This window comes from Streptomyces luteogriseus (genome assembly GCF_014205055.1).
GTDB lineage: Bacteria > Actinomycetota > Actinomycetes > Streptomycetales > Streptomycetaceae > Streptomyces > Streptomyces luteogriseus.
Genome location: NZ_JACHMS010000001.1, coordinates 3,439,620 through 3,456,444 on the forward strand (window position 1 = coordinate 3,439,620; position 16,825 = coordinate 3,456,444).

A 16,825-nucleotide genomic window follows, 5' to 3' on the forward strand; every position below is an offset into this window, starting at 1 on the left:
GCCGACCCGGTGACCGAGGCGTACGCCGTACCCGTGCCCAAGGGCTACCGGGTCGGCGACTGGGAGGTGCGCGAACCCATCGCGACCGGCGCCTTCGGCAGTGTGTACGCGGCCCGGCGCGTCGGTGACGGCGCCGGGCTGCCGCCCACGGCCGCGCTGAAGTTCCTGCCCACCGGGACGGCCACGCCCCGCCGGCTGACGCACCTGCGCGAACTGGTCGAGCGTGAGGTCGAGCTGTACCGGCGGCTGCGGCACCCGCGGCTGGTGCGGATGTACCAGACGCTGACGGTCGACGACCCGGGCCGTCCGGAGCTGGACGGCGCCACCGTCCTCGTCCTGGAGAAGGCCGAGGGCTCCCTGTCGGCCCTGCTCGCCGCCACGCCCCGGCCCGCCGCCGGCCCCGCGCTGCTCGCGCAGATCGCCGAAGGTCTCGCCCAGCTGCACGGCGCCGGCTGGGTGCACGGCGACCTGAAGCCGGCCAACGTGCTGCTGATGGCGGACGGTTCGGTGCGCCTCGCCGACTTCAACATGGCCGCGGAGCTGGAGGGCACCCACGCCTACACGCCGGCCTTCGCCACCCCCGACTACACCCCGCCGGAACTGCTGTGGACCGAGATCGGCGAACGGGGCCGCCGCATCCGCCCGTCCGCCGACATCTGGGCCTTCGGCGTCCTCTCCCACCTCGTGCTCACCGGCTCCTTCCCCCTGCCCGGCGCCACCTCGACCGCCCGGCGCGACGCGGCCGCGGCCTACGCCCGCGGTGTCGACGAACTGCGCCTGTCGCCGGAACTGCCAGACGGCTGGCGGGAGATCGTGCGCGCCTGCCTGACCCGGACGCACCGGCAGCGCATCGACGGCGCCGCGCTGCTGCGCCGCGTGACGGCGGCCGCGGGTCCGGACCGGCGTGGCTTGCGCCTGCCCCGCCTGCGCCCCGCCCGCCGCCGCCCGCGCCGCGGGTCCGTCGCGGCCGTCCTCGCCGGAGCGGCCGCGGCCCTGGCCGCCCTCGCCTACGGCATCAGCGTCTGGGCGGGCGCCGGCGGCACCGGCGGCGGCACCGGCTCCGGCGCGTCAGCGAACGTCTCCGCCGCCGCCTACGGCGCGTCCGAACTCCGCACCGACCGGGGCGTTCCGCCCGCCTACCGGCTGCTGATCGTCGAGACGGCGCACGACTGCGACCAGAAGGAGGTCACTCCGGTCCTGATCGCCGCCATGCTGAAGGTGGAGAGCGACTTCGACCCGGACCTGTCCGACCCCGACAACGACGAGTACGGCATCGCCCGCTGGACCCCGAGCGTCCTGCGCTGGTGGATGAACGAGGACGGCACCCCCGGCGAGACGGTCCCCCAGCCCCCCTTCCCTCCCGCCGAGTCCATCCCGGCGATGGGCCGCTACCTGTGCTGGATCGCCCCGCGCCTGCACGAGGCCCTGCCGGGCGACCGGCAGGTCCTGATCGCCGCCGCGTACCGCACGTCGTACCGCACCGTGAACACGGCCAAGGGCGTGCCCCCGGACGTACGCGTCTACGCCGACCGGGTCGCCCACTTCCTGGAGGAGTACGCGCCCGACGGTCGAAAGTGACCGCGCGGACAAGGGCGTTGACATGCCGTCACAAATGGGCGGACTCACCGAACGGGACATGCGAACATGCTCTCGATTCCCTTGTCCCGAAGGAAGGTTCACGCATGAGACTCACCCGCGGTGCCCTGCTCGTCGCCGCCGGCGCCCTGACGCCCGTCCTCCTGCTCACCGCTCCGGCCTTCGCCGCGGGCACCGCTCCGGCGGCCGTGGCGGCGGCGTCGGCAGCGCCCTCGAACGGGACGCCGGTGGACGAGATGACGGAGGACGAGCTCCGTATCGCGATCGCGCGCATCCTGGCCGACCCGGACTCCGGACGAGGCGTCACCCGCGAGGCCAACGCAGCGCTCGACGGCACCGTGGAGGACATGCGCGCCTTCCTGAAGACCGGCTACCGCCTCGCCCAGGCCGAAGACGACCGCGTCGCCATCGTCCGCATCATCGGCGACCCCGACTCCGGCCGAGGCGTCAAACGCGAAGCCACCAAGGCCCTCGACACCAACACCCCCGAAGCCCTGCGCGCCTTCCTGGAAACCGGCTACCGCCTCGCCCAGGCCGAAGACGACCGCGTCGCCGTCGCCCGCATCCTGGCCGACCCGACCATCAGCGCGGCCCTGCGCGCGGCCGCCGAGGACGTCATCGACGGCACTCCGGAGGAACTGCGGTACTTCCTGGAGACCGGCCGGTACGAGGTCGACGGCTGACAGTCCGGAGCGGGCCGGCGGGGTTGCGCCGGCCCGCTCCGTCACCGGTCCCGGCGGGTCTCAGTGGAAGAAGTGCCGCGTCCCCGTGAAGTACATCGTGATGCCGGCCTTCTGCGCGGCCTCCACGACCAGTTCGTCACGGACCGATCCGCCGGGCTGCACGATGGCCTTGACGCCCGCGGCGCCCAGGACGTCGATGTTGTCGGGGAACGGGAAGAACGCGTCCGACGCGACGTACGAGCCCCGGGCCCGCTCCTCGCCGGCCCGCTCCACCGCGAGCTTGCAGGAGTCGACGCGGTTGACCTGCCCCATGCCGACGCCGACCGAGGCACCGTCCTTGGCGAGCAGGATCGCGTTGGACTTCACGGCACGGCAGGCCTTCCAGGCGAAGGACAGCTCGGCCAGCTCGTCGGCGCTCAGCGCCTCACCGGTCGCCAGCGTCCAGTTGGCCGGGTCGTCGCCGTCGGCCTGGAGACGGTCGGTGACCTGGAGCAGCGCGCCACCGTCGATCGGCTTGACCTCGACGGGCGCGGCCGGTCCGTCGGCGCAGCGCAGCACGCGGATGTTCTTCTTCTTGGTGAGGGCCTCCAGGGCCCCGTCCTCATAGCCGGGCGCCACGATGACCTCGGTGAAGATCTCCGCGACCTGCTCCGCCATCTCCCTGCTGACCGGGCGGTTGACCGCGATCACGCCACCGAACGCCGACAGCGGGTCACAGGCGTGCGCCTTGCGGTGCGCCTCGGCGACGTCCGAACCGACCGCGATGCCGCAGGGGTTGGCGTGCTTGATGATCGCGACGCACGGCTCGGCGTGGTCGTACGCGGCACGGCGGGCGGCGTCCGTGTCCGTGTAGTTGTTGTACGACATCTCCTTGCCGTGCAGCTGCTCGGCCTGGGCGAGGCCGCCGCCCGCGGCGGAGCCGCTCATCGATGCTGCGGAGACGTAGAGCGCGGCCGGCTGGTGCGGGTTCTCGCCGTAGCGCAGGGTGTGCTCGCGCTCCCAGGTGGCGCCGAGGAAGTCGGGGAACTGCGACTCGTCGACGGGCGCGTAGGAGGAGGCGAACCAGGAGGCGACGGCCACGTCGTAGGCGGCCGTGTGCTGGAACGCCTCGGCGGCGAGCCGCTTGCGGGTGGTGAGGTCGAAGCCGCCGCTCTGGACGGCCTTGAGCACATCGGCGTACCGGGCCGGGCTGGTGACGACCGCGACCGACGGGTGGTTCTTCGCGGCGGCCCGGACCATCGAGGGGCCGCCGATGTCGATCTGCTCGACGCACTCGTCGGGCGAGGCACCGGAGGCGACGGTCTCGCGGAACGGGTAGAGGTTCACGACGACGAGGTCGAACGGCTCGACACCCAGCTCGGCGAGCTGCTCGCGGTGGCTGTCCAGGCGCAGGTCGGCGAGGATGCCCGCGTGCACGCGCGGGTGCAGGGTCTTGACCCGGCCGTCCAGGCACTCGGGGAAGCCGGTGAGCTCCTCGACCTTGGTGACGGGGACGCCGGCAGCGGCGATCTTCGCGGCGGTGGAGCCGGTGGAGACGAGCTCGACCCCGGCCTCGTGGAGCCCGCGCGCGAGGTCCTCGAGACCGGTCTTGTCGTAGACGCTGACGAGCGCCCGGCGAAGGGGCCGCTTGTTGCTCTCGGCGGTCACTGGATAACTACCTTTCGTCCCTCAATGCGATAGCCGTTGCGGGCGAGGCGCCCCACGACCTCGACGAGCAGCCTTCGCTCGACTTCCTTGATGCGCTCGTGCAGAGCGCCTTCGTCGTCCTCGTCCCGGATCTCCACCACGCCCTGCGCGATGATCGGCCCGGTGTCGACGCCGTCGTCGACGAAGTGGACGGTGCAGCCGGTGACCCTGGCGCCGTACGCGAGTGCGTCCCGCACACCGTGGGCTCCCGGGAAACTGGGCAGGAGCGCGGGGTGGGTGTTGACGAACCGCCCGCCGAACCGCGCGAGGAACTCCTTGCCGACGATCTTCATGAACCCCGCGGAGACGACGAGGTCGGGCTCGTGGGCCGCGACGGCCTCGGCGAGGGCGGCGTCCCACTCCTCGCGGCTGGCGTGGTCCTTGACCTTGCACACGAAGGTGGGCAGCCCGGCGCGCTCGGCACGCGCCAGCCCCTCGATGCCCTCACGGTCCGCGCCGACGGCCACGATCTCGGCCCCGTACTCCGGTGCGCCGACGGCGGCGATCTCGTCGAGCAGCGCCTGCAGGTTGGTGCCGGATCCGGAGACCAGCACGACGAGGCGCTTGGCGCGCGGGGCCACGGGCTTGGCGGCCACGGTGGGGGCCTTTCTCGGGGGAGCGTCTGTCCTGGGCGGTCGGCGCTCAACGTTTTGTGCATTCATACGAATGCTTTGCGTCCCCGGATACGGGGAAGCCTACGAAGCGGCCGACCGTCAGCAACGATACCGGCACACCGGACGGCCCCCACGGGACGGGGGCACGGCCGGAAGGTAGCGTCTGGACGGAGCCGGTTCGGGAACGACGTCCGGACGTGGTGCGTTCAGGAGGTGACGGACCCGGGTCCGACGCTGTTCCGTTCTGTCCACCCATTCCTCCTCACCAACGGGAAGACGCTCACTTGATGCCGGACCGCAGCCTGCGACTCCTCACGTTCCCCCAGCTGTTGCCGCAGGGAGGGGAGCGCGGCGCCGTGCTGCTGCGGGAGCGCCCCAGCTCACCGCCGGATGCGCCTTCGGGTGGCGACGGCGGGCAGGAGCGGGAGCGCGGGTCCCAGAAGGACAACCCCTTCGCCCCGCCGCCCGAGGGCACGCCGGACCGGCCCTGGCAGCCGCGGCGCCCGTCGGGCGACGACTCCCAGGACTCCGGCCACGGCGAGGGGGGCGACCGCTCGCCCTGGGGCAGCCAGTGGAGCGACCAGCAGCCCGGCCGCTCCCCCGGCGGCTTCGGTGAGCACCCCCGCGGAGGGCCCGAGGGCCAGGGCGGCGGCCCCCAGGGCGGCGGCCCGAACGTGCGCTGGGACCCGACGGATCCCGCGCAGCGCCGCGCCCGTTATGCCCTGCTGTCAGGCATGTGGGCCTTCTTCTTCGCCCTCTTCAGCTGGCCGTACGTGGCGCTGCTGCTCGGCGCGCTCGCCCTCTACTGGGCCATCAGCTCCCTGCGCGCCAAACCCCGCAAGCCGGATCCGGACTCCCCCGCCCCCGAGCAGCAGGGCGGCGGCCGTCCCCAGACGACGGCGGCGGTGAGCGGCCTGGTCACGGCGTCCCTGGCGATCGCCCTGGTCGCCGCGTCCTTCACGGCGCAGCTGGTCTACCGCGACTACTACACGTGCACCAACGACGCCCTCACGAACGAGGCGAAGCAGTCCTGCTCCCAGCTTCTGCCGGAGGAGCTCCGGGGGTTCCTGAGCACGGACGACTGACGCTTCAGGGGCTCTCCGGCGGGGTGGACCGGTCGGTCGAGGCCGGGTCGGACGGCAGGAAGTCGTAGAGACCGAAGTCCGTTTCGCGGTTCTGGTCGCGCAGGCCGTAGAAAGCGTCTTCCTCGTCGCCCCCGGGCCGCCCCGCACGCCGAGTGCCCCCGGCTCGCCCGGCCCCCCGAGAACCGTCAGCGACTCCCGCGGCCCGAGGGCCGTCCGAGGCCCCGGCGCCCCAGAAGTCCTCGGCATCCTCGTCGCCCGCGGACGATCCGCCACCTCGAGTGCCGTCGGCTCGTCCGCCGCCCCGAGGGCCGTCCGCGGCTCCCGCGCTCCCGGCCACTCCCGCGATCCCGGCCACGCCGGTTCGCGTGAACCGGCCGCGGCCCGGCCGGGCGCCCTTCCGCAGCCGCCCGGGAACGTGGGAGCCCTCGGCCGCGTCCTCTCGCCGGCTGCCGATCTTCGGCTCCTCCGCCCGGGATGACCGGCACCGCCAGGCCCGTACTCCCACCGCCGTCGGGATCGCCAGCGGTCCCAGCCAGGCCAGCGTCGCGGCGGCGGCCTGCCACCACACGGGGCCGAACCGGGACAGCACGTCGGCACCGAGCGGGCCGCCCGACAGCCCGGCCAGCACCGCGAGCACGGCCGCACAGAGCACCGACGCCAGCGCCGCGGCACGGACCGTACGGCCGACCGACCAGACGTCCGCCGCCCGCGTGCCGCCCGGGCCCGTCCCGTCGCGCTCCGGCGGCACCGCGCCCTTGGCCACCGTCCAGCCCAGTACCACCGCGGCGACCACCGGCACCACCCCGGCCGCCCAGTGCACCGGCGCCCCCCGCCCCGCCTCCGGCACCGCCGCCAGCAACGGAAGCGGCGGCAGGAACGGGGCCGGCGCCGAGGCCAGGGGGCCCACGGCGTGGCCGGCGCCGAGGGCGAAACCGGGGCCGAGGGCGTAGGCGGCACCCCACACCGCCGCGTTGGGGAGCAGGGCCGCGCACAGCAGCAGCACGGCGAACCGCCCCGACCACCCCTCGGTCAGCCGGAGCAGCGACGCCTGGGTCGCCGCCCCGTGCCCCACCAGCGACACCACCACCAGCAGCGCACCGCCCCCGAGAAGCACCCCGGCCCCGGCCGCCGAGGCCCGGGCGGCGACGCCGGGGCGCGCGTCCGGGCCGAGCACCAGCGGGCGCACTCCCGCCGGCAGCACGCCCAGCAACCGCCGCAGCGGCCGGCCCGGACGGCCGTACGCCGACCACACGCCCGCCCCAGCCGCCACTACGGCGACCAGCGGGACGCACACACCGGTCCACACCCACGACGGCCGCAGCACACCGCCGGCGGCGTAGAGGGCGGCGGGCACGGCGACGGCGAGGTAGCCGAGGACGACGCCCGTCCACGCGGTGCGGGGGGAGACCAGGGGCGTGCTCACGGCGACGGCGAGGCCCTCCTCGTAGCCGTGGTCGCCGTCGTCCTCGTCTCCTCCCTCGCCGTCCGCGACGTCCCGACCCGCCCGGTGCAGCAGCCACACCGGCAGGGCGAGCAGCAGCAGGGGCGGGAGGCCGAGGGGGGCGGGGACGCCGGAGAGCGTGTCGGTGCGGACCAGCTCGGCACCGTGCGCCAGCAGCCACAGCGCCGCCGCCACATGCATGGCGCCGCCGGGCCCGCTGTCCGGGTACGGCGAGCTGATCCACAGCAGCATCACGAGCACGGCGAACGACGCGAGCCCGAGGCCCGCCGCAAGCGCGCCGCCCATGAGGCCGCCGGCCAGTCCGGGCGAGCGGTCACGCATCCGGGTGAGCAGGGGTGGTGACGGCGAACGTCGGCGAGCGGTCATCTCGTTCACGCCCGCCATGCTCCCAACGACACGCGCTTTACCGGCGTAACAGGCGAACCCTCGCTGTGTCGCTCAAAATACGCTTATGTGCTTTTTCGGACGGAGGGGCGACCTGTGACGCAGAGCTCTGCCCTCCCGCTCCCACCGCCCAAGGAACGCCGACGCCTGCGCGAGGCCGCCTCGCTGACGCGGGCTCAGCTGGCCTCCCGGGTGGGCGTCACCAGTGAGACGGTGCGCGGATGGGAGACCGGCCGCGCCACGCCGCGCGGCCGCAAAGGGGAGAAGTACGCGAGGCTGCTCGACTCGCTGGGCGACGAGGCGGAGATGACACCTCCTCAGGACGGCGCCGTCGATACCGGCGCCACCGAGCCGGCACCCCGGGCCGCGGTCTCGAGGCGAACCGCCCGGGCCCGGCGCAAGGCCGCCACCGGCGACCGGAAGCGACCGCCCGCCGTGAAGGACCGGGGACGCGGCCCCGTCACCGTCCCGGACCACACCCGCACCCCTGCCCCGGACCACGACCGCACCCCCCTCCCGCACGGACACCACGTCATCCTCACCGAGCGCCGGCGTACGACTCCCTCGCGCCGGCCGGACGACGCCATCACCGCGCTGGCCCCCGATCAGGCCTTCGACGCGCTGTACGCCTTCTGCGCACCCGCGCTCGTCCGGCAGACCTATCTGCTGACCGGCCGCCGTGAACTGGCCCGGGAGTCGGTGGAGCGGGCCTTCCAGATCGCCTGGCAGCGCTGGCCCGAGGTGGCCCGCGACCGCGACCCGGCCGGCTGGGTGCGCGCGATGGCCTACGAGTGCGCGCTCTCCCCGTGGCACCGGCTCCGGCCGCGCCACCGGCACCCCGAGCCACCGCCTCCCGACACCTTCGACCGGGCACTGATGGACACCCTGCTGAAGCTCCCGCCGTCCTACCGCCGCACGCTGGTGCTCTACGACGGCGTCGGGCTCGGCCTGCCGGAGACGGCGGCGGAGACGGAGGCGAGCACCCGCGCAGCCGTCAACCGGCTGGCGCACGCGCGCGAGGCGCTCGCCGAGCGGCTGCCGGAGCTGGCGGACCCGGAAACACTGCACTGGCGGCTGGTCGAGCTGGCCTCCACCGAACGGCTGCGGGCCGCCAAACCGGCGGTCGTACGGAAGGGCGGGGAACGCAGGGCCCGGTTCTGGACCCGGGCCGCCATCGCCTTCACGGTGGCCCTGATCGGCACCACGGCACTCACCGTCCGCACGGCCCCCACCCACTACGAGCCACCGGTACCGGCCGGAGAGACGGTTCAGGGCGTACCGCCACCGGTCGCGCCCGGACCGCTGTCGGAGTCGGAGCAGGAACTGCGCGCGAAGCTGCGCAAGGAGGAGCAGAAGGGACCGGACCGGCTGCTTCCACAGCCGCGGTGACCGGCGGCGGAAGCGCGGACACGGCGGTGGGCCCGCCCCCCGTGCAGGGGGCGGGCCCACCGATGAGCTCTGGGCTCAGCCGTACGGCGTCTTGCAGAGGTACGGCGTGATTCAGCCCGCGAGGATCTCGCGCGCCAGCTTGGCCGTCTCGGTCGGGGTCTTGCCGACCTTGACGCCGGCGGCCTCGAGGGCCTCCTTCTTCGCGGCGGCCGTGCCGGAGGAGCCGGAGACGATGGCGCCGGCGTGGCCCATGGTCTTGCCCTCGGGCGCGGTGAAGCCCGCGACGTAGCCGACGACCGGCTTCGTCACGTTCTCCTTGATGAAGGCCGCGGCCCGCTCCTCGGCGTCGCCGCCGATCTCACCGATCATCACGATCAGGTCGGTGTCGGGGTCGGCCTCGAACGCGGCGAGGGCGTCGATGTGGGTCGTCCCGATGACCGGGTCGCCACCGATGCCGACGGCGGAGGAGAAGCCGATGTCCCGCAGCTCGTACATCATCTGGTACGTCAGCGTGCCGGACTTCGAGACCAGGCCGATGCGGCCCGGCTTGGTGATGTCGCCCGGGATGATGCCGGCGTTCGACTGGCCCGGGGTGATGAGGCCGGGGCAGTTCGGGCCGATGATCCGGGTCTTGTTGCCCTGCGACACGGCGTAGGCGTAGAACGCGGCCGAGTCGTGGACGGCGATGCCCTCGGTGATGACGACCGCGAGCGGGATCTCGGCGTCGATGGCCTCGACGACGGCGGCCTTGGCGAAGGCCGGCGGGACGAAGAGGACGGACACGTTGGCGCCCGTCTTCTCGATCGCCTCGGCGACCGTGCCGAAGACCGGGATGTCGGTGCCGTCGATGTCGACGGACGTGCCCGCCTTGCGGGGGTTCACGCCACCGACGATGTTCGTGCCGTCGGCCAGCATGAGCTTGGTGTGCTTCATGCCCGTGGCACCGGTCATGCCCTGGACGATGACCTTGCTGTCCTTGTTGAGGAAGATAGCCATGGCTGTTTAGTCCCTCGTCCCTTACTTCGCAGCCGCGAGCTCGGCGGCCTTGTCGGCCGCTCCGTCCATGGTGTCCACGCGCTGAACCAGCGGGTGGTTGGCGTCGGAGAGGATCTTGCGCCCGAGCTCCGCGTTGTTGCCGTCCAGGCGGACGACCAGGGGCTTGGTGACTTCCTCGCCCTTGTCCTTGAGCAGCTGCAGCGCCTGGACGATGCCGTTGGCGACCTCGTCGCAGGCGGTGATGCCGCCGAAGACGTTGACGAAGACGGACTTGACGTCCGGGTCGCCGAGGATGATCTCCAGGCCGTTCGCCATGACGGCGGCGGAGGCGCCGCCACCGATGTCGAGGAAGTTGGCCGGCTTCACGCCGCCGTGCGCCTCACCGGCGTACGCGACGACGTCCAGGGTGCTCATGACGAGACCCGCGCCGTTGCCGATGATGCCGACCTCACCGTCGAGCTTGACGTAGTTGAGGTTCTTCTCCTTGGCGGCGGCCTCGAGCGGGTTCGCCGCGTCCTTGTCCTGGAGGGCCTCGTGCTCCGGCTGACGGAACTCGGCGTTCTCGTCCAGGGAGACCTTGCCGTCCAGGGCGATGACCTCGCCGGAGGCGACCTTGGCCAGCGGGTTGACCTCGACCAGGAGGGCGTCCTCCTCGATGAAGGTCTTCCAGAGGGTGACCAGGACGTTCTCGACCTTGTCGGCGACCTCGGCCGGGAAGTTCGCGGCCTCGACGATCTGGCGGGCGACCTCGGGGGTCACGCCCACGTTGGCGTCGATCGGCGTCTTGGCGACGGCCTCGGGGCGGGTCTCCGCCACCTCCTCGATCTCCATGCCGCCCTCGACGGAGGCGATGGAGAGGAAGGTGCGGTTGGCACGGTCCAGGAGGAAGGAGACGTAGTACTCCTCCACGATCTCCGGGGCCGTCTCGGCGATCATCACCTTGTGGACCGTGTGGCCCTTGATGTCCATGCCGAGGATGTTGGTCGCGTGCTCGACCGCCTCGTCGGCGGTCGCGGCCAGCTTCACGCCGCCGGCCTTGCCGCGGCCACCGACCTTCACCTGGGCCTTGACGACGGACTTGCCACCGAGGCGCTCGGTGGCTGCGCGGGCCGCCTCAGGCGTGTCGATGACTTCACCGGCCAGCACCGGTACATCGTGCTTGGCGAAGAGGTCCCTCGCCTGGTACTCGAACAGGTCCACGCGCTTCCGTCCCTATCAGTGATCTCGCGGTTCGTTGTCTGCGTGGGCGTGCCGCGAGGGCAACGTGACGTCCGCTGTCAGTCACAAGGGAGGCGCACACGGTGTCCGAGCGCGCGGCATGTCCGTCTCGCAGGTTATCGCTGCTTCCGGGGGGCCCCTAAATCGAGGGTCACACCTGAGCGGTGATACCTGTCACATGATGCCGCGCTCTCTGGCACGGCGTGCCGGGTGTGAGGTCCGGACGGGGGTGGGTGAGGGGCCTCACCGGGCTGGGGTTGACCCGGTGAGGCCCGCGGGACACCCCCGGAGCAGTGCGAAGGCCCTGTTCAGGGCCCGGCTCCGGGGATCGGTCGGGCGGGCCCCACCCCAATGGGGAGCACCCGACCCCTCCACGAGGTTTCGGCCTCGGACCACCGACGGCTTTCGGCCGTCCGGGCGTGACACCTCGTGAAGAGCTGGGGGATCTCAACGCCGCAAGGGGCGGCGGGCCGACGGCGGGGAGGCCTCGGCGGTCTCCCCGTGCTAGCCGGGGAAGAGGGGGATGCCCCGGTGTCCGCCCCGGGTACCGGCCCGGTCGGTACGGGTCACGAGCCCGGCTACGAGCGCGAGCGGGGCCCGGAGGCCCGGCGGGACGGCGTGGGCGTCGCCGTGCCGTGACGAGCCGCTGTCGGCCAGGGACCGGTTGCCGAGCGCGCCGCCGGGACGACCGCCGGGCGGACGGTCGGACGCGGTGGGTCCGGCGTGGGTGGACGGCCCGGGGTGGCCGGGGTGAGCGAGGTGGGCGGAGTGGCCGGGGTGGCCGGTGGCGTGTGTGTGTCTGACGTGGTGCGTGTGAATGCCGGGGACGACCATCGGGCCCGCGGGTGCCGCGTGGCGGTCGTTGGCGCGGGGCTCGTTGTCGTGGGCCGCGGTGTCCGGCGTTCCGGCCTGCCGCCGGGGTCCGGTCGCGTCCGCCACCGGCGTCGTCGCCCCGCCCGGCCGCGGGTCAGTCGTGACGGGCACGGGGAGGGGGACGGGGAGAGTGGGGAGGGCAGACGTTCCCGGGAGTGCGGTGTCGCTGCCCGGGGGTGCAGGCAGGACAGGAAGACCCGGCAGGCTCGGCAGCGGGAGTGAGTCGTGCGGCCCCGGCGAGGCGGGCAGGGCGGGTGGATCCGGGAGCCCTGGCACAGAGGGCGCTGTCGGCAGGTCGGCTGGAACCCGGAGGTTCGGAAGAGCGGAGAAGGCCGGAAGAGCCGGTAGGTCGGGCAGCACGGGGCGCGATGGGGGCTTGGGCAGGGCCGGGTGCGACGGCTTCTTCGACTTCCTCGACGGCTCCTGCCGCCCCGCGTGCAACGGCTGCTCGGACGACTGCGACCGCGAGGACGACGACAGCGAGGGCGAGGGCGACGGCGAGGACGACGACAGCGAAGGCGAAGACGACCGCGAGGACGACGACAGCGAAGCCGAGGGCGACGACTGCGACGGTGACAGCGGTTTCACCCGGGCCTCCGCCACCCCCTCGCTCGCGGTCTTCCCCACGTCGCCGGCAGCCCGTCCGAGCCGGTCCCCCGCGCCCCCCGGGGCGTGAACACCGCTGACGACCTGCCCGGCCCGGCCCTCCGACAGCGCCCCCACGCCGCTCTCCGCGTAGGCCCGCTCCCCGCACAGCAGCCCGAATCCCAGCAACCCGCCCACCAGCAGCACCACTTGGAGCGCACGCCGCCCGGCCGCTGTGCGCAGCGCGCGCAACGCGGCCTCGGGCGGGGCTGCTGACCAGGTCAAGAGGGGGAGCTTCCTCCCGTGCGACGGAAGCGGCACTGCCCGGCCGGCAGCGCGCACGGCCGAGCAGGCGCCGATCCTCGCACGGGAGTGCGGAGGTTGCGCAAGCCCTTGCTTACCGATGGCCCGTCATGTCCGTTTTGCTGCTCCAGGTCGGACGGCGGTGCGTCGGCACGCCGTCATCCACCCCTCCCACCGGGTCCCTTCACGCCGCATCCGGCATCGGCAACGGCCGCTTCTCGATCGCCGCCGCCATCACCTCCGGGAACAGATCGGGCGTGCAGGCGAACGCCGGTGCCCCCAGCGCCGCGAGGGCCGCCGCGTGCTCCCGGTCGTACGCCGGTGCCCCCTCGTCCGAGAGCGCCAGCAGCGTCACGAACTGCACGCCCGACGCCTTCATCGCGGAGACCCGCTTGAGCATCTCGTTGCGAATGCCGCCTTCGTAGAGGTCGCTGATCAGCACGACCACCGTTTCCGCGGGCCGGGTGATCTGCGACTGGCAGTAGGCGAGCGCCCGGTTGATGTCCGTGCCACCGCCGAGCTGCGTCCCGAACAGCACGTCGACCGGGTCGTCCAGCTGGTCCGTGAGGTCCACGACCGCCGTGTCGAAGACGACGAGTCGCGTGGAGATCGTCCGCATCGAGGCGAGCACCGCCCCGAACACCGAGGCGTACACCACCGATGCCGCCATGGATCCCGACTGGTCGATACAGAGGATGACCTCCTTCTTCGTGGACCGGTTCGCCCGCCCGTATCCGATGAGCCGCTCCGGCACGATCGTCCGGTACTCGGGCAGGTAGTGCTTGAGGTTGGCCGCGATGGTGCGGTTCCAGTCGATGTCGTGGTGGCGGGGCCGGTTGACGCGGGCGCTGCGGTCGAGCGCGCCGGTGAGGGTGGCCCGGGTGCGGGTGGCGAGCCGCTTCTCCAGGTCCTCGACGACCTTGCGCACGACGGTCCGGGCCGTCTCCTTCGTCGTCTCCGGCATCGCCTTGTTGAGCGACAGCAGCGTGCCGACGAGGTGCACGTCCGCCTCGACCGCCTCCAGCATCTCCGGCTCCAGCAGCAGCGTGGCGAGACCGAGCCGGTCGATGGCGTCGCGCTGCATGACCTGCACGACGGAGGAGGGGAAGTACGTGCGGATGTCCCCGAGCCAGCGCGCCACCGACGGCGCCGACGCCCCGAGCCCCGCCGAACGGTCCCGACCCCCCTGTGACCTGCCGTCCTTTCTGCCGTAGAGCGCGGTCAGTGCCCCGTCCATCGCCGCGTCCTGCCCCGACAGCGCACAGCCGGTGCCGTCCGCGGAGTCTCCTCCGAGCACGAGCCGCCAGCGCCGCAGCCGCTCCTGTGCCGGGTCCGTCGCCTCGGCCGTCATCCCCGTCCTCCCTTGCGAGGCCGTTCCCACAGCGGGATCACCGGCACGGTCGTAGCGGGCCGTACGCCCGCCCGGAGTCCGCCCGCCGGGGTGTTCCCCGCCGCCGGTGCCTTCGTCCGCTCCTTCAGTGCCACGGTCGTCATCCCGTCACCCCCGCAAGGTCGTTGTCGGTGTTCTCGCGCACGTCGTCCAGCCCGAGCAGCAGCCGTACGACCGGCAGCACGGCGTCCGCGCGCATCAGGTCGAGGTCGGCCGCGAAGCCGGGTGTCCCCCCGCCGGCGGCTGTCGCGCCGCCCCCGGCTCCCGGTCCGCGCCGGACCAGTTCACCGAGGGTCCGGCGCACCCCGGGCTCGTACGCCGAGAACGTCCGCCGCAGCAGGGGCAGTACGTCTGTGAAGGCCTCGGCGGGAACCCCGGTCAGCCACGCGTCGACCAGCCCGAGCAGCCGCTCGTCGTGCACCAGGAGCAGTCCGCCCCCGGAGCCCCCTCCGATGAAGCCCTCGATCCACGCGGCCGCGTCCGCCGGCGGTGTGCCCGGTGACAGGACGAGTCCCATCAGCAGGGCCGCCTCGTCGTGGGTCAGCTCCCCGTCGTCGAGCAGCAGCCGCACGGCCCGCCCCCGGATGACTCCGGGCACGGTGTCCCGCCCGGAGAGCACCCGCAGCACCGACCGCCAGCGTCCTCTCAGCCGGCCGTGTCCCGCCGCGGGCGCGTCGCCCAGGAGGCCCACGGCCTGGTGCACCGCGTCCACATGGCGTCGCATCTCCTCGGCGGCGTCCGCGTCGAGGGCGGCGCAGGACGGGGGCAGGCCGACGAAGACCCGCTCGGCCAGCCCCGCGGCGACCTCGGCCAGGGCACCGGTGTCCGTGCCGCGCACGTCGCCGTAGCGCAGGGAGCGGACCAGGGCCGGGAGCGCCTGGGCGAGATGGCCGACGTCCGTGTCGAGGGCCGCCCGGTCGGCGAGGATCCTCATCACCGTCGGCAGTGCGCCGGGCAGTTCGGCCAGGAGGCAGTGCTCGGCGAGCGCGGTGACGTCGGCGAGGCCCTGCGCGGTGACGGCGTCCGTCTCGGCCTTGGCGGTCGCGGCGGACAGGACGGTCGTGCCCCACACCCCCGCCTCGGCGATCCGAACGGACAGCTCGGGCTCCCAGCGCAGCCGCCACGTCTCCCGGAACGTGCCCGTGCTGCCCCGCGAGGCGGCCGGTTCGCCCCACGCGATGCCGAGCAGCCGCAGCCGGTGCAGCAGTCTGCTGCGGGCGGCGTCGTTCTCCTTGCGCAGGTCGAGCTCCAACTCCCGCTCCAACGCCTCCGGTTTCAGCCGCAGCCGGCGTTGCAGCCGGGCGAGATCCCGCTGCAACGGCACCGCCGGCGCGGACGGCGGCACCTCCCCCAGCACGTCCCCCACGACCAGCCGGTCCCGCACCAGCTCCAGCGGCACGTCCGAGCCCTCGCACATCACCGCGCGCACCGCGTCGGTCGTCTCGCTCAGACCGGGCAGCGGACGGCCGCGCATCGCGGCAAGCGTCTCGGCCAGCCGCACCGCCTCGATGACGTGGGCGGAGGAGACGATCCGGTCCTCGGCGCGGAGCATTCCCGCCACCTTGGTCAGCCACCGCTCCACCGGCCGGTCGGGGGCGCTGAACAGATGCCCGTACCAGCCGGGCGAGTCGATACCGGCCCCGTACCCGCTGCTCCGGGACAGCCGCCGGTGGGTCCACGGCACCCAGGTCAGATCCGTCTTCACCTTGGGCAGCCCCTTGAGCAGCGCCTTGTCTGCGGCGACGGTGGCCTTCCGCCGCAGTGCGGGCACGTGCCAGGCCCCGCAGACGACGACCACCGCGTCGTCGAACTCCCGCTGCGCGGCCCGGACCTGGAGCCGCATGTACGCCTCCCGCACCAGGTCCCGGTCGTGCCCCCCGCTGCCGTAGGTCTCCCGGAGTGCGCCCATGGCCTCCTCCAGCGCGGTGAACGGCGCCAGCGCGTCGCCCTCCCCCGCACCCCGGTGCTCCACGACGTCCTCCCACCACCGCTCCGGGTCGTCGTAGCCGGCAGTCTCGGCGAGCACGCGGAGCGGATCGATCCGCAAGGCCGCGGGGCCGGGGCCGGTGTCTCCTTCCTCCGTCACCGTCTCGGCGTCCAGCGGGCGTTCGCCCTCCGGCGCCTCCGCGTCCTCCTGGCTCCCCCAGGCCAGCGTGTGCGTGGCCGGCAGGTCGATGAAGCGGGCCGGGACGTCGTGGTCCAGGGCCCAGCGAAGGGCGACCCATTCCGGGGAGAACCCGGCCATTGGCCAGAACGCCGAGCGGCCGGGCTCGTCCACGGCGTGGGCGAGCAGGGCGACCGGTGGCCGCATCTCCTCGTCGGCGGCGAGCGGGATCAGGGCGTCGGCCTCGGGTGGCCCTTCGATCAGCACGACCCGCGGCCGGACCTCCTCCAGCGCCGCCCGCACCGCCCGCGCCGATCCGGGTCCGTGATGCCGCACCCCGAGCAGCACCGGTCCCGCCCCGGCCCGCCGGCCCACGGCGCTTTCCACACCGGTCACTTCGTCCCCCTCCCGTCCCGCACGTCCCGCCCCGAACCCGCCGCCGACCGCCGCCCCACCG

Annotated in this window: 13 protein-coding genes; 5 read left to right on the plus strand and 8 right to left on the minus strand. The window is 73.5% G+C overall.

Annotation, left to right across the window (positions count from 1 at the left end; genetic code table 11):
* Positions 1-9: 9 nt before the first annotated feature.
* On the plus strand, positions 10-1,578 hold the full coding sequence (locus BJ965_RS14800; protein WP_184909073.1) for a protein kinase domain-containing protein: 1,569 nt from the start codon (positions 10-12) through the stop codon (positions 1,576-1,578).
* A 104-nt stretch (positions 1,579-1,682) separates the two neighbouring features.
* A complete protein-coding gene (locus BJ965_RS14805; RefSeq protein ID WP_184909074.1) occupies positions 1,683-2,279 on the plus strand; it encodes an ALF repeat-containing protein in 597 nt (198 codons plus the stop codon).
* 60 nt (positions 2,280-2,339) lie between these two features.
* On the opposite strand, the gene purH is transcribed toward BJ965_RS14805, so the two are convergent.
* Positions 2,340-3,926: a bifunctional phosphoribosylaminoimidazolecarboxamide formyltransferase/IMP cyclohydrolase gene (purH, locus tag BJ965_RS14810; RefSeq protein WP_184909075.1), complete on the minus strand. Its 1,587-nt coding sequence runs from the start codon at positions 3,924-3,926 to the stop codon at positions 2,340-2,342.
* Entirely contained in the window at positions 3,923-4,561 is a 639-nt protein-coding gene (gene purN, locus BJ965_RS14815; protein WP_184909076.1) for a phosphoribosylglycinamide formyltransferase, read from the minus strand. The genes purH and purN overlap by 4 nt, the downstream gene beginning before the upstream one ends.
* Positions 4,562-4,866: 305 nt before the next feature.
* Here purN and BJ965_RS14820 point away from each other — a divergent pair, with 305 nt between their 5' ends.
* The gene (locus BJ965_RS14820) at positions 4,867-5,664 is read left to right on the plus strand and encodes a hypothetical protein (RefSeq protein WP_184909077.1); all 798 of its coding nucleotides are present in this window, start codon (positions 4,867-4,869) and stop codon (positions 5,662-5,664) included.
* Positions 5,665-5,668: 4 nt separating this feature from the next.
* Here BJ965_RS14820 and BJ965_RS14825 read toward each other — a convergent pair whose 3' ends face one another.
* Complete coding sequence (locus BJ965_RS14825) at positions 5,669-7,510, minus strand: cell division protein PerM (RefSeq protein WP_221513133.1); 1,842 nt, start codon at positions 7,508-7,510, stop codon at positions 5,669-5,671.
* A 96-nt stretch (positions 7,511-7,606) separates the two neighbouring features.
* Here BJ965_RS14825 and BJ965_RS14830 point away from each other — a divergent pair, with 96 nt between their 5' ends.
* Positions 7,607-8,899 (plus strand): helix-turn-helix domain-containing protein, encoded by a 1,293-nt coding sequence (locus BJ965_RS14830; RefSeq protein WP_184909078.1) that lies wholly within the window; start codon positions 7,607-7,609, stop codon positions 8,897-8,899.
* Positions 8,900-9,010: 111 nt separating this feature from the next.
* On the opposite strand, the gene sucD is transcribed toward BJ965_RS14830, so the two are convergent.
* From sucD to BJ965_RS14845, 3 genes are all read right to left on the minus strand, one after another.
* Positions 9,011-9,895, minus strand: coding sequence for a succinate--CoA ligase subunit alpha (gene sucD, locus BJ965_RS14835; RefSeq protein ID WP_184909079.1), 885 nt, complete (start codon positions 9,893-9,895; stop codon positions 9,011-9,013).
* A 21-nt stretch (positions 9,896-9,916) separates the two neighbouring features.
* The gene (gene sucC, locus BJ965_RS14840) at positions 9,917-11,095 is read right to left on the minus strand and encodes an ADP-forming succinate--CoA ligase subunit beta (RefSeq protein WP_030842026.1); all 1,179 of its coding nucleotides are present in this window, start codon (positions 11,093-11,095) and stop codon (positions 9,917-9,919) included.
* A gap of 522 nt (positions 11,096-11,617) precedes the next feature.
* A complete protein-coding gene (locus BJ965_RS14845) occupies positions 11,618-12,097 on the minus strand; it encodes a hypothetical protein (protein WP_184909080.1) in 480 nt (159 codons plus the stop codon).
* Between the two features lie 265 nt (positions 12,098-12,362).
* Between BJ965_RS14845 and BJ965_RS14850 the strand changes: the two genes are divergently transcribed.
* Positions 12,363-12,662, plus strand: a complete 300-nt coding sequence (locus BJ965_RS14850; protein ID WP_184909081.1) for a hypothetical protein — start codon at positions 12,363-12,365, stop codon at positions 12,660-12,662.
* Positions 12,663-13,058: 396 nt separating this feature from the next.
* Here the strand turns inward: BJ965_RS14850 and BJ965_RS14855 are convergent, their stop codons facing one another.
* Both BJ965_RS14855 and BJ965_RS14860 read right to left on the minus strand, forming a co-directional pair.
* A complete protein-coding gene (locus tag BJ965_RS14855) occupies positions 13,059-14,225 on the minus strand; it encodes a VWA domain-containing protein (protein WP_184909082.1) in 1,167 nt (388 codons plus the stop codon).
* Positions 14,226-14,364: 139 nt separating this feature from the next.
* Positions 14,365-16,764 (minus strand): DUF5682 family protein, encoded by a 2,400-nt coding sequence (locus BJ965_RS14860; protein ID WP_184909083.1) that lies wholly within the window; start codon positions 16,762-16,764, stop codon positions 14,365-14,367.
* Positions 16,765-16,825 lie beyond the last annotated feature (61 nt).